Consider the following 12740-nt stretch of genomic DNA (forward strand, 5'->3'; position numbering starts at 1 on the left):
TCTCTGCACTTTTACGCATCGCTTATAGCTGTAGCTGATTTTTGCTTTTTTCCATTTACTACTACATCCGCACATGATTGAATGATTCTCAATTACATGTTCGATGCCGTTTCAGGCTAACGAGCAGACCATTAAGGGCAATGACTCACACATTCTTCCGCGAAACGTCATTCGCGGGATATTTCGGGATAACAGATGTAATGGCTACGTTCACACCTTCCCTCTCTGGGGTAAAAGGGCGCGCGCTCTTTTCACTGCTGTTTATGGCACCGCTGGTGCAGGCGGCAGATACCACCGCGGCTAAAGACGGCGAAACGCTTACCGTCACCGCCGATGCAAATACCGTGGTGGAGGCTACGAATGGCTATCAGCCGCTGAATACCTCCACCGCCACGCTAACCAACATGCCGATGCTGGATATCCCGCAGGTGGTGAATACCGTCAGCGATAAAGTGCTGGAGGATCAGCACGCCACCACGCTGGATGAAGCGCTCTATAACGTCAGCAACGTGGTACAGACCAACACCCTGGGCGGCACGCAGGATGCCTTTGTGCGCCGCGGGTTTGGCGCGAACCGCGACGGCTCGATCATGACCAATGGCCTGCGCACCGTACTGCCGCGCAGCTTTAATGCCGCAACCGAGCGCGTAGAGGTGCTGAAAGGCCCGGCCTCGACGCTTTATGGCATTCTCGATCCGGGCGGCCTGATTAACGTCGTCACCAAACGCCCGGAGAAGACCTTCGGCGGTTCGATTTCCGCCACCTCTTCCAGCTTTGGCGGCGGTACCGGACAGGTAGACGTGACCGGCCCGATTGACGGCACGCGTCTCGCGTATCGCCTCACGGGCGAATATCAGGACGAGGATTACTGGCGTAATTTTGGCAACGAGCGCAGCACCTTTATCGCTCCGTCGCTCACCTGGTTTGGCGACGATGCCACCGTGACCGTGCTCTATTCGCATCGCGACTATAAGACGCCGTTCGATCGCGGAACGATCTTCGATCTCAACACTAAACAGCCGGTGAATGTGGATCGTAAAACCCGCTTTGACGAGCCGTTTAACGTCACCGACGGGCAGTCCGATCTCGCCCAGCTCAACGCGGAATATCGCCTCAACAGCCAGTGGACCGCGAAGTTCGACTATAGCTTCAGCCAGGATAAATACAGCGATAACCAGGCCCGCGTAATGGCCTATGATTCAAAAACCGGCAACCTGACCCGCCGCGTGGATGCGACCCAGGGTTCGACCCAGCGTATGCACACGACGCGAGCGGATCTGCAGGGGAACGTGGACATCGCGGGCTTTTACAATGAGATCCTGACCGGCGTGTCGTATGAGAATTACGATCTGCTGCGTACGGATATGATCCGCTGTAAGAACGTTAAGGACTTCAACATTTACAACCCGAGTTACGGCAGCCTGGGCAAGTGCACCACCGTCTCGGCATCCGACAGCGATCAAACCATTAAGCAGGAGAGCTACTCCGCCTACGCGCAGGACGCGCTGTACCTGACCGATAAGTGGATCGCCGTCGCCGGACTGCGCTACCAGTATTACACCCAGTACGCGGGCAAAGGCCGTCCGTTTAACGTGAACACCGACAGCCGCGACGACCAGTGGACGCCGAAGCTAGGTCTTGTTTATAAGCTCACCCCGGCGGTCTCGCTGTTTGCCAACTATTCCCAGACGTTTATGCCGCAGTCGTCCATTGCGAGCTACATTGGCGACCTGCCGCCGGAAACGTCGAATGCTTACGAAGTGGGCGCCAAGTTTGACCTGTTCAACGGCATTACCGCCAACATTGCGCTGTTTGATATCCACAAGCGCAACGTGTTGTACACCGAGAGCATTGGAGATGAAACCGTCGCCAAAACCGCGGGCCGCGTGCGCTCTCAGGGCGTTGAAGTGGATCTTGCCGGGTCATTGACCGAAAACACCAACATTATCGCCAGCTACGGCTATACCGACGCGAAGGTGCTGGAAGATCCGGACTATGCCGGCAAACCGCTGCCGAACGTGCCGCGCCATACCGGCTCCCTGTTCCTGACCTACGATATTCACAATGCGTTTGCCGGGAATACCCTGACGCTGGGCGGCGGCGGGCACGGCGTAAGCCGTCGTTCCGCAACCAACGGGGCGGATTACTACCTGCCGGGGTATGTCGTGGCGGATGCGTTTGCGGCATATAAGATGAAGCTGCAGTATCCGGTGACGCTGCAGGTCAACGTGAAGAACCTGTTTGATAAGACCTACTACACCTCGTCTATCGCGACCAACAACCTGGGCAACCAGATTGGCGATCCGCGCGAAGTGCAGTTTACGGTGAAGATGGAGTTTTGATGTCAGTGCGGGGTGTTCCCCTCACCCTAACCCTCTCCCCAGAGGGGCGAGGGGATCGATCGTAGGCCCGGTAAGCGCAGCGCCACCGGGCAAAAAAAAGCCCTGCATCGCAGGGCTTTTTCAGCATCAGGCCTCAATATCCGCCATATCGCCTTTCTCCTGCAGCCAGTTACGTCGGTCTTCCGAACGTTTCTTGGCAAGGAGCATATCCATCATGGCGTTGGTTTGCTGTTCGTCCTCGTCGCTGATCGTCAGCTGTACCAGACGGCGGGTATTCGGATCCAGCGTCGTTTCGCGCAGCTGCATCGGGTTCATCTCGCCCAGCCCTTTAAAGCGCTGAACGTTAGGCTTGCCCTTCTTACGCTTGAGCTGCTCCAGCACGCCCGCTTTCTCTTCTTCCGTCAGCGCGTAGTAAACCTCTTTGCCAAGGTCGATACGGTACAGCGGCGGCAGCGCCACGTGGACGTGACCGTTTTTCACCAGCGTGCGGAAGTGCTTCACAAACAGCGCGCACAGCAGCGTGGCGATGTGCAGACCATCGGAGTCCGCATCCGCGAGGATACAGATCTTGCCGTAGCGCAGCTGGCTCAGATCGTCGCTGTCGGGATCGATGCCGATCGCTACCGAAATATCATGAACTTCCTGCGAGGCCAGCACTTCATCTGAAGAGACCTCCCAGGTATTCAGGATCTTACCCTTGAGCGGCATGATCGCCTGATATTCGCGATCGCGCGCCTGCTTGGCCGATCCGCCTGCCGAGTCCCCTTCCACGAGGAACAGCTCGGTACGGTTCAGGTCCTGCGCGGTACAGTCTGCCAGCTTGCCCGGCAGCGCGGGGCCGCTGGTGAGCTTTTTACGCACCACTTTCTTCGCGGCACGCAGACGACGCTGGGCGCTGGAGATGGCCATTTCAGCCAGCATCTCTGCCGCCTGAACGTTCTGGTTCAGCCACAGGGTAAACGCATCTTTCACCACGCCGGAGACGAACGCCGCGCACTGACGTGAAGAGAGGCGCTCTTTGGTCTGGCCGGCAAACTGCGGATCCTGCATCTTCACGGAAAGCACGTAAGCGCAGCGGTCCCAGATATCTTCCGCCGACAGCTTCACGCCGCGCGGCAGGATATTGCGGTATTCGCAGAACTCGCGCATCGCGTCCAGCAGCCCCTGACGCAGGCCGTTGACGTGGGTACCGCCGAGCATGGTCGGGATCAGGTTAACATAGCTTTCGGTCAGCAGCTCGCCGCCTTCCGGCAGCCACAGCAGCGCCCAGTCCACGGCTTCGGTATCGCCGCTAAAGTTACCGACAAACGGTTTTTCCGGCAGCGTTGGCAGGCCGTTTACCGCTTCGCACAGGTAGTCGTTCAGACCGTCGGCGTAGCACCAGGTTTGTGCGGTATTGTTAACGTGATCGGTAAAGGTGATTTCTACGCCCGGACACAGCACCGCTTTGGCTTTCAGCAGGTGCGTGAGGCGAGAAACAGAAAAGCGCGGGCTGTCGAAGAAGCTTTCGTCAGGCCAAAAGTGGACGCTGGTCCCGGTGTTGCGTTTACCGCACGTGCCGACAACCTGCAGATCCTGCACCTTATCGCCATTTTCAAACGCGATGTTATAGACCTGGCCGTCGCGACGGACGTTCACTTCCACGCGTTTGGACAGGGCGTTGACGACGGAAATGCCCACGCCGTGTAAGCCACCGGAGAACTGGTAGTTTTTGTTGGAGAACTTACCGCCCGCATGCAGGCGACAGAGGATCAGCTCGACGGCTGGCACACCCTCTTCCGGGTGGATATCCACCGGCATGCCGCGCCCGTCGTCGATGACTTCCAGCGACTGATCGGCATGCAGGATAACGTCAACGCGTTTGGCATGGCCAGCCAGCGCTTCGTCCACACTGTTATCAATAACTTCCTGGCCCAGATGGTTTGGGCGCGTCGTATCGGTGTACATCCCCGGGCGGCGGCGAACCGGCTCAAGCCCGGTGAGGACCTCAATGGCATCAGCGTTGTAGGTTTGCGTCATGATTTAAACTAGCAATTCGCATTGATTGTCAGTGGCTGTGCAGTCCAAGAAAATCGACAATCTGGGTGAAATGATTCTCAAAGCCCGTGAAAGCATGGTTTCCGCCCTCTTCTATAGTCTGGCGGCAGGATGCGTAATACGCCACTGCCTGGCGGTAATCCAGCACTTCATCTCCCGTCTGTTGCAGCAGCCAGATGAGATCCGGTGCCTCAAGCGGGTCGACCTGCATAACTTTGAGATCGTAAATATGGCGTGACTCTAGCACATATTGCTGGCCGGTGTAGGGGTTCTCGTTTTCGCCAAGAAAGTCCCGCAGCAGCTCAAACGGCCGTACCGCCGGATTAACCACAACGGCGGGCAGCATAAAGCATTGCGAGAGCCAGGTGGCGTAGTACCCGCCCAGCGATGAGCCGACCACACCGAATGATTCTCCGCCGTGCCCGAGCACGATAGATTCCAGCATCTCCGCGGCCTGAGCCGGGTAAGGCGGCAGCTGCGGGATGATCATCTCAACGTCGGGGTGATGCTCGCTCAGCCACTGGCGAAACTGTGTCGCTTTTGCGGAGCGCGGCGAGCTGTTGAATCCGTGCAGATAAAGGAGCGTAGACATCAATAGCCTTCTGAAGCGGTGTCCGGGCGGAACTGTGCGCCGGTTAAACGACAGACTTCCGTGGTCAGCGTGCCATCGGCATGCAGTTCCAGCCAGCGCCAGCCTGGCGCGATGGTATCCAGCGTAAAGTTGGCACAGTGCGGCTTAAACTGAACGCAGGTCGACGGCGTCGCCAGCATCCGACGTCCGTTCCAGTCGAGATCCTGTTCCTGATGAATATGTCCACACAGCAGATTTTTCACCCGCGGAAACTTTGCCAGCACGCGATCCAGCGCCGCGGAGTTGCGCAGGCTGTGTTGATCGAGCCAGCTGCACCCGGCTGGCAGAGGATGATGATGAAGCAGCAACAGCGTATGACGTTCAGGTTCAGCAGCCAGTTTGGTCTCCAGCCAGTCGAGTTGAAACTCGCTTAACTCACCGTGCGGGACGCCAAACACCTGGCTGTCCAGCAGCAGGATCTGCCACTGTTCGCCCGCAAAAACGCATTTCGCCGGAGAGATCCCCGCATCCTGGAGGGAACTGTACATCGCAGGCTGGAAATCATGGTTTCCTGGCAGCCAGACGCAAGGTACGCTAAAGCTCGCGATGCCTTCAGCAAAATGCTGGTAGGCCGCGGAGGATTGATCCTGCGCCAGATCGCCGGTTGCGACAATCAGATCGCATACACGATTTTCAGCGTGAATGGCGCTCAGTACCGCCTGATAACTCTCCCAGGTGTTGACCCCCAGTAGCGTCTCATGCTTTTCGGCAAAAAGGTGGGTATCGGTGATTTGTAATATCCTGACTGGCGCCCCACCAGCAACAGTCAGGTTCAACAGGCTTTCCAAATGGTGTCCTTAGGTAGGTTTATGACGCTAACAAACCGGAATCGCCATTGCTCCATGTGCTAAACAATATCTTAGCCAGTCGGCTAAAAACTGGTTAATTTGATGCTTTTCGTCGCGTTGATGCAACTTTTTATTCGGGTAATCATACCGCGCCTTGAAGCGAAAGATCTGCTGGCTTGAACACACTTCAGCGACCATCGCATCGTGGTAGAGGCGGACCGTCATCGACGGCAGGCTCCAGTAGCTAATGCTGGGTGCCGTTTGCTCAATCTCCACCAGCGTAGTGTAGCGCGTTGATTCTGTTATGGTTAACCGATACTGCGCGTTGCTCACCTGATAGCTTACCGTTTCGCCGGGTGCGTCGTTTTTCGGCAGCAGGCGGCGCAATTGTGCGAAATTGGTTTCGCACAGGCGCATCATTTCTGGGAAGTCAGGCGTATAGCGCTTCATTTTTTCCACTCGTTTCGTAATGTCTGATAATGCAGCTGTAGCCATTGCAGGGCGATGACAGACGCTGCGTTGTCGATTTTCCCCTCTTCTACCCACTGGTAAGCCTGCTCCCGGCTCACCACATGAACCCGAATATCTTCGTTTTCATCAGCCAGACCGTGGATCCCTTCCGCCGTCGTGGCGTCCACTTCACCCACCATAATGGACAAGCGCTCGCTGGTGCCTCCCGGGCTTGCAAGATAGCTCAGCACCGGTTTTGTGCGGCCCACCACCAGCCCCGCCTCTTCCAGCGCCTCGCGCCGGGCGACGTCTTCGACCGACTCACCTTCTTCGATCATCCCGGCCACCATCTCCAGCAGCCACGGGCTCTCGCTCACGTCATAAGCGGCTATGCGGATCTGTTCCACCAGCACAACTTCATCGCGCACTGGGTCAAAGGGTAGCAAGACTGCCGCATGCCCGCGCTCAAAAATTTCGCGTCTGATTTCGCCGCTCATTTCACCGTTAAACAGGCGATGCCTGAAACGGTAAAGTTCCATTGAAAAAAAACCGCTATAAAGCGTTTCTCGTGCAATAATTTCTACATCGTTTTTGGCGAATGTCACGGGCAACTTTTCTGGTTTTTGCATGAGTCGAGTCCTGGTAGCAATGGTGATGAAATTGTGAATTTCAAGGCTGTTTGGCTGCCGTTTGTAAGGCTATATGATAGATTGGTGCAAATTACCGCCAGATGGCACGTAACGCCAACCTTTTGGTGTGGATGATTCTGTTAGAATCGGCAATTATTTTTTAATTAGATCAGCGCTAATACTGCTTCACAACAAGGAATGCAAATGAAGAAATTGCTCCCCATCCTTATCGGCCTGAGCCTGACGGGCTTCAGTGCAATGAGCCAGGCGGAAAACCTGTTACAGGTCTACCAGCAGGCACGTCTGGGCAACCCTGATTTACGTAAATCAGCGGCCGATCGTGATGCTGCGTTTGAAAAGATTAACGAAGCGCGTAGCCCATTGCTGCCACAGTTAGGTTTAGGTGCAGATTATACCTACAGCAACGGTTTCCGCGACGCTAACGGCGTTAACTCCAATGCTACCAGCGCCTCACTGCAATTAACACAGACGCTGTTTGATATGTCCAAATGGCGCGCCCTGACCCTGCAGGAAAAGAGCGCGGGTATCCAGGATGTGACCTATCAGACCGACCAGCAAACGCTGATCCTGAACACTGCCACGGCTTACTTTAACGTGCTGAGCGCGATTGACGCGCTCTCCTACACCGAAGCGCAGAAACAGGCTATTTACCGTCAGTTAGATCAAACCACCCAGCGTTTCAACGTGGGTCTGGTGGCGATCACCGACGTGCAGAACGCCCGTTCACAGTACGACACCGTTCTGGCCAACGAAGTGACCGCGCGTAACAACCTCGATAACGCGCTGGAATCCCTGCGCCAGGTCACCGGGAATTACTATCCTGAACTGGCGTCCCTGAACGTGGACAGCTTCAAAACGGATAAACCGCAGGCGGTTAACGCCCTGCTGAAAGAAGCGGAAAACCGCAACCTGACCTTGCTGCAGGCGCGTCTGAGCCAGGACCTGGCCCGCGAGCAAATTCGTCAGGCGCAGGACGGCCATCTGCCAACCCTGAGCCTGAGCGCGTCTACCGGTGTTTCTGATACTACCTATAGCGGCTCTAAAACCAACACAGCCCAGTATGACGACAGCAACCAGGGCCAGAACAAAGTCGGCCTGAGCTTCTCCCTGCCGCTGTACCAGGGCGGTCAGGTCAACTCCCAGGTGAAACAGGCGCAGTACAACTTTGTTGGCGCGAGCGAGCAACTGGAAAGCGCTCACCGCAATGTGGTGCAGACCGTGCGTTCTTCCTTCAACAACGTAAACGCTTCGATCAGCAGCATCAACGCCTATAAACAGGCCGTTGTGTCTGCACAGAGTTCCCTGGATGCGATGGAAGCGGGCTACTCCGTCGGTACACGTACCATCGTTGACGTGCTGGACGCGACCACCACGCTTTATAACGCTAAACAGCAGCTCTCCAGCGCGCGATACCAGTACCTGATTAACCAGCTGAACATCAAACAGGCTCTGGGTACGCTGAACGAGCAAGACCTGCAGATGCTGAACAGCGCGCTGGGTAAACCGGTCTCCACCTCTCCGGACAGCGTTGCACCGGAGAACCCGGAGCAGGTTGCCGCCGTAGATAACTTCAACGGTGACAGCAATACCCCTGCTGCACAGCCAGCTGCTGCGCGTACCACTGCGCCTGCCAGCAAAGGCAATAATCCGTTCCGTAACTAAACATTGCCCGATGGCGCTTCGCTTATCGGGCCTACTTGATCGTAGGCCGGGTAAGCGCAGCGCCACCCGGCGCAAAATCACACCCGAACGTAAGCCAACGTAAAGATCCCCCTGATTCCGCCCCTCTTCGCTTCATTTTCAACCACTCATCCTCTATCCTGAGCGTTATTACCACTGGGTCCTGGAAGACAAATATGAAACGGACAAAAACGATGAATCACGCGTCGTTCCGCAAAAGCTGGAACGCACGTCACCTCACCCCTGTTGCACTGGCGGTCACCGCCGTCTTTATGCTGGCAGGCTGTGAGCAAAGCGACGAAACGGTCTCGATGTATCAAAACGCAGACGACTGCTCTGCCGCAACCGGTAAAGCTGCCGAATGTAAGACGGCCTACACCAGCGCGCTGAAAGAAGCGGAACGTACCGCACCGAAATATGCTTCGCGCGAAGACTGCGTGGCGGAATTTGGCGAAGGCCAGTGCCAGCAGGCTCCTGCTCAGGCAGGCATGGCGCCGGAAAACCAGGCGCAGGCGCAGTCCAGCGGCAGCTTCTGGATGCCGCTGATGGCGGGCTACATGATGGGCCGAATGATGAGCGGCGGCGCGGGCTACCAGCAGCAGCCGCTGTTTAGCTCCAAAAACCCAAACAGCCCGGCATACGGTAAATACACAGACGCCACCGGTAAAAACTACGGTGCAGCAACGCCTGGCCGTACCACGACCGTGCCTAAAACGGCGATGGCACCTAAGCCAGCAACCACCAGCACCATCACCCGCGGTGGCTTTGGTGAATCTGTGGCGAAACAAACCACCATGCAGCGCAGCGCGACCGGGTCTTCGACTCGCTCAATGGGCGGCTGATTATGGAACGAGTCAGTATTGTCGAGCGCCCGGACTGGCGTGAAAAAGCCACCGAATACGGTTTTAACTTCCACACCATGTACGGCGAGCCGTACTGGTGTGAAGACGCCTATTACAAGCTCACGCTGGCCCAGGTTGAAAAACTGGAAGAGGTCACCGCTGAATTGCATCAGATGTGCCTGAAGGTCGTGGAAAAGGTTATCGACAGCGATGAGCTGATGACCAAATTCCGCATTCCGAAGCACACCTGGAGCTTTGTACGCCAGTCGTGGAAAACGAACCAACCTTCACTTTACTCTCGCCTCGATCTCGCCTGGGATGGCGTGGGTGAACCTAAGCTCCTGGAAAATAACGCCGATACGCCAACCTCCCTGTACGAAGCGGCGTTCTTCCAGTGGATCTGGCTGGAAGACCAGGCCAATGCCGGAAACCTGCCGGAAGGCAGTGACCAGTTCAACAGCCTGCAGGAAAAGCTGATTGAGCGTTTTGCCGAGCTGCACGAACAGCATGGCTTCAACCTGCTGCATCTCGCCTGCTGCCGCGATACGGAAGAAGACCGCGGAACGGTTCAGTATCTGCAGGATTGCGCCGCCGAAGCGGAGGTAGCGACCGAGTTCCTCTATATCGAGGATATCGGCCTGGGTGAAAAAGGTCAGTTTACGGATATGCAGGATCAGGTCATCAGCAACCTGTTCAAGCTCTACCCGTGGGAATATATGCTGCGTGAGATGTTCTCCACCAAGCTGGAAGATGCTGGCGTGCGCTGGCTGGAACCGGCCTGGAAGAGCATTATCTCCAACAAAGCCCTGCTGCCAATGCTGTGGAAGATGTTCCCGAACCACCCGAACCTGCTGCCAGCCTACTTTGCGGAAGACGATTTCCCAGAAATGGAAAAATACGTCGTTAAGCCGATTTTCTCCCGCGAAGGCGCAAACGTGTCGATCATCGAAAACGGTAAGACGCTGGAAGCGGTTGAAGGGCCTTACGGCGAGGAAGGCATGATCGTCCAGGAATTTTATCAACTGCCGAAATTTGGCGACAGCTATACGCTGATTGGCAGCTGGCTCATCAACGATCAACCTGCCGGGATTGGCATCCGCGAAGATCGCGCGCTGATCACGCAGGATCTGTCACGCTTCTATCCGCACATCTTTGTGGAGTAAGATCTGCCGGGTGGCGGCTTCGCCTGACCCGGCCTACGGTTTTGTAGGCCCGGTAAGCGTAGCGCCACCGGGCATGTTTTCACCCTACCTGCACCGACAACATACTCAAACTCCCCATCTCAATTCCGTCGACCGGGATCGTCACCGGTTCCTGACCATCCCACGCGCCAAGAACGTACAGCAGCGGCAGGAAGTGCTCCGGCGTCGGGTTAGAGAGCGAACCGCCCTCGTGCTCCAGATAGTTCACCAGCGGATGATGTTCGAACGGGCCCTGCCAGGTCAGGTTCGCTTTTACGTAGTCGTTAAAAGAGGTTGCCCACGGGTACGGGGTATTTTCACCGTGCCAGCGCGCCGTGCGGAGGTTATGCACCACGTTGCCGCTCGCCACCAGCATAATGCCTTCATCACGAAGCGATGCCAGCTTACGGCCCATCTCCATGTGCCATGCCGCGGGTTTGGTGCTGTCGATACTCAACTGCACCATCGGGATATCCGCTTCAGGATACATTTTGATCAGCACGCCCCACGAGCCATGGTCAAAGCCCCAGGCTTCTTTATCCAGCGCGACCGGGACAGGTGCCAGCAAATCCACCAGCTTCTGCGCCAGTTCGGGCGAGCCGGGGGCCGGATAATGCGTATCATACAGCGCCTGCGGGAAACCACCGAAATCATGAATGGTTTTTGGCGTTTCCATCGCGGTTACGCCCGTCCCACGGGTAAACCAGTGCGCAGACACCACCACGATTGCTTTTGGACGCGGCAGCGTCTCGCCCAGATGATGCCATGCGCGGGTATAGACGTTGTCTTCCAGAACATTCATTGGGCTACCGTGGCCTAAAAACAGGGCTGGCATACGGGAAGAAGTCATGGTGATATCCTTACAGAAGGTGTCAATTTAATGGTGCTACATTACGCCCAATCGGGCAAAGATGAACGCAGATAAGCGTGAAGATCATCATCAGGAAATTTGAATGTAAGGAATGTGTAAAACGGAGCTCCCTCTCTCGCTTTGCACACAATGAATCATTACTATTAATGAGAATCATTATCATAAGGAGCAATGCATGTCAGTCCCCTTGATCCTGACCATACTGGCGGGCGCCGCGACCTTCATCGGTGCGATCCTCGGCGTGCTTGGCCAGAAGCCATCTAACCGCGTACTGGCCTTTTCACTGGGCTTTGCTGCCGGGATCATGCTGCTCATCTCCCTGATGGAGATGCTCCCTGCCGCACTGGGTACAGAAGGCATGTCTCCGCTGCTGGGTTACGGCATGTTTGTCTTTGGCCTGCTGGGATACTTTGCCCTCGACCGTATGCTACCGCACGCGCACCCGCAGGATTTAATGCAGAAAAACGTAACGCCCATGCCGCGGAATATTAAGCGAACAGCGGTTCTGCTGACGCTGGGCATCAGCCTGCATAACTTCCCGGAAGGGGTCGCCACCTACGTGACGGCCAGCAGCAATCTGGAAATGGGCTTTGGCATCGCGTTGGCGGTCGCCTTACACAATATTCCTGAAGGACTGGCCGTCGCCGGGCCGGTTTACGCCGCCACCGGCTCAAAGCGCACCGCCGTGTTCTGGGCAGGGATATCAGGGATGGCAGAAATTCTCGGCGGCGTGCTGGCCTGGCTGATCCTGGGTAGCCTGGTCTCCCCCGTTGTGATGGCAGCCATCATGGCAGCGGTAGCCGGGATTATGGTCGCGCTTTCGGTAGATGAGCTGATGCCGCTGGCAAAAGAGATCGACCCTAATAACAACCCCAGCTATGGCGTGCTGTGCGGCATGTCCGTAATGGGATTCAGCCTCGTCTTGTTACAATCGGCGGGTATTGGCTGAACGGTTGCGCTCCCCTTATTAAGGGAGCGCAATTTTTTCTAATGTCAGTGAATGCCAACTATCAGTATTAATGATACAAAGTCCGGCACCATACTTTCTGAACACCATAGAATTCACTTAAGAAATATTATTTATAACTATTTTCCGTAAAACAATTACCACTCCGTGTATTAAAAAAAACTCAAAAGGTTGATGTTAATCACTATTTAAACCTAGCCTCTGGCTTTATAGAAAAGGTATCCATCCCTCTCATAATCTCAAAAAATATATTAACCACATCTAAATCGCTCATTAAGAAATGCTCACGAGATAATCCATA

The 12740-nt window shown here is 55.8% G+C and carries 11 protein-coding genes; 5 read left to right on the forward strand and 6 right to left on the reverse strand.

Annotation, left to right across the window (positions count from 1 at the left end):
* Nucleotides 1-200: 200 nt before the first annotated feature.
* Nucleotides 201-2342 (forward strand): TonB-dependent siderophore receptor, encoded by a 2142-nt coding sequence (locus ACWHWP_RS20005; protein ID WP_447856196.1) that lies wholly within the window; start codon nucleotides 201-203, stop codon nucleotides 2340-2342.
* Between the two features lie 126 nt (nucleotides 2343-2468).
* Here ACWHWP_RS20005 and parE read toward each other — a convergent pair whose 3' ends face one another.
* Genes parE through nudF form a run of 5 tightly spaced genes read right to left on the reverse strand, consistent with a single transcriptional unit; the run spans nucleotide 2469 to nucleotide 6877 of the window.
* The gene (parE, locus tag ACWHWP_RS20010) at nucleotides 2469-4361 is read right to left on the reverse strand and encodes a DNA topoisomerase IV subunit B (RefSeq protein WP_047347830.1); all 1893 of its coding nucleotides are present in this window, start codon (nucleotides 4359-4361) and stop codon (nucleotides 2469-2471) included.
* Between the two features lie 28 nt (nucleotides 4362-4389).
* Nucleotides 4390-4971 carry an esterase YqiA gene (gene yqiA, locus ACWHWP_RS20015; protein ID WP_047347829.1) on the reverse strand — a complete coding sequence of 194 codons (582 nt, stop codon included), beginning with the start codon at nucleotides 4969-4971 and terminating at the stop codon, nucleotides 4390-4392.
* Nucleotides 4971-5798: a 3',5'-cyclic-AMP phosphodiesterase gene (gene cpdA / locus ACWHWP_RS20020; RefSeq protein WP_059310594.1), complete on the reverse strand. Its 828-nt coding sequence runs from the start codon at nucleotides 5796-5798 to the stop codon at nucleotides 4971-4973. Before cpdA ends, yqiA begins: the two co-directional genes overlap by 1 nt.
* A 27-nt stretch (nucleotides 5799-5825) precedes the next feature.
* Complete coding sequence (locus ACWHWP_RS20025; protein WP_014833293.1) at nucleotides 5826-6248, reverse strand: DUF1249 family protein; 423 nt, start codon at nucleotides 6246-6248, stop codon at nucleotides 5826-5828.
* Nucleotides 6245-6877, reverse strand: coding sequence for an ADP-ribose diphosphatase (nudF, locus tag ACWHWP_RS20030; RefSeq protein ID WP_025758512.1), 633 nt, complete (start codon nucleotides 6875-6877; stop codon nucleotides 6245-6247). Before nudF ends, ACWHWP_RS20025 begins: the two co-directional genes overlap by 4 nt.
* A gap of 204 nt (nucleotides 6878-7081) precedes the next feature.
* Here nudF and tolC point away from each other — a divergent pair, with 204 nt between their 5' ends.
* From tolC to ACWHWP_RS20045, 3 genes are all read left to right on the forward strand, one after another.
* Entirely contained in the window at nucleotides 7082-8560 is a 1479-nt protein-coding gene (gene tolC / locus ACWHWP_RS20035; RefSeq protein WP_059310593.1) for an outer membrane channel protein TolC, read from the forward strand.
* A 194-nt stretch (nucleotides 8561-8754) separates the two neighbouring features.
* Nucleotides 8755-9420 (forward strand): DUF1190 family protein, encoded by a 666-nt coding sequence (locus tag ACWHWP_RS20040; protein WP_059310592.1) that lies wholly within the window; start codon nucleotides 8755-8757, stop codon nucleotides 9418-9420.
* Between the two features lie 2 nt (nucleotides 9421-9422).
* Nucleotides 9423-10583, forward strand: a complete 1161-nt coding sequence (locus ACWHWP_RS20045; RefSeq protein ID WP_447856197.1) for a glutathionylspermidine synthase family protein — start codon at nucleotides 9423-9425, stop codon at nucleotides 10581-10583.
* 79 nt (nucleotides 10584-10662) lie between these two features.
* Here the strand turns inward: ACWHWP_RS20045 and ygiD are convergent, their stop codons facing one another.
* The gene (gene ygiD / locus ACWHWP_RS20050) at nucleotides 10663-11451 is read right to left on the reverse strand and encodes a 4,5-DOPA-extradiol-dioxygenase (protein ID WP_447856198.1); all 789 of its coding nucleotides are present in this window, start codon (nucleotides 11449-11451) and stop codon (nucleotides 10663-10665) included.
* Nucleotides 11452-11647: 196 nt separating this feature from the next.
* On the opposite strand from ygiD, the gene zupT reads away from it, so the two are divergent.
* Nucleotides 11648-12421: a zinc transporter ZupT gene (gene zupT / locus ACWHWP_RS20055; protein ID WP_063957104.1), complete on the forward strand. Its 774-nt coding sequence runs from the start codon at nucleotides 11648-11650 to the stop codon at nucleotides 12419-12421.
* Nucleotides 12422-12740 lie beyond the last annotated feature (319 nt).

The sequence above is a fragment of the Enterobacter sp. WI-ESBL-E8 genome, assembly GCF_053364895.1.

Excerpts from the sequence above, each read along its gene's own strand:
- tolC (WP_059310593.1), top strand. The coding sequence starts at position 7,082 with ATGAAGAAATTGCTCCCCATCCTTATCGGCCTGAGCCTGACGGGCTTC.
- ACWHWP_RS20045 (WP_447856197.1), top strand. The coding sequence starts at position 9,423 with ATGGAACGAGTCAGTATTGTCGAGCGCCCGGACTGGCGTGAAAAAGCC.
- ACWHWP_RS20005 (WP_447856196.1), top strand. The coding sequence starts at position 201 with ATGGCTACGTTCACACCTTCCCTCTCTGGGGTAAAAGGGCGCGCGCTC.
- parE (WP_047347830.1), bottom strand. The coding sequence starts at position 4,361 with ATGACGCAAACCTACAACGCTGATGCCATTGAGGTCCTCACCGGGCTT.
- ACWHWP_RS20025 (WP_014833293.1), bottom strand. The coding sequence starts at position 6,248 with ATGAAGCGCTATACGCCTGACTTCCCAGAAATGATGCGCCTGTGCGAA.
- ACWHWP_RS20040 (WP_059310592.1), top strand. The coding sequence starts at position 8,755 with ATGAAACGGACAAAAACGATGAATCACGCGTCGTTCCGCAAAAGCTGG.
- yqiA (WP_047347829.1), bottom strand. The coding sequence starts at position 4,971 with ATGTCTACGCTCCTTTATCTGCACGGATTCAACAGCTCGCCGCGCTCC.
- nudF (WP_025758512.1), bottom strand. The coding sequence starts at position 6,877 with ATGCAAAAACCAGAAAAGTTGCCCGTGACATTCGCCAAAAACGATGTA.
- ygiD (WP_447856198.1), bottom strand. The coding sequence starts at position 11,451 with ATGACTTCTTCCCGTATGCCAGCCCTGTTTTTAGGCCACGGTAGCCCA.
- zupT (WP_063957104.1), top strand. The coding sequence starts at position 11,648 with ATGTCAGTCCCCTTGATCCTGACCATACTGGCGGGCGCCGCGACCTTC.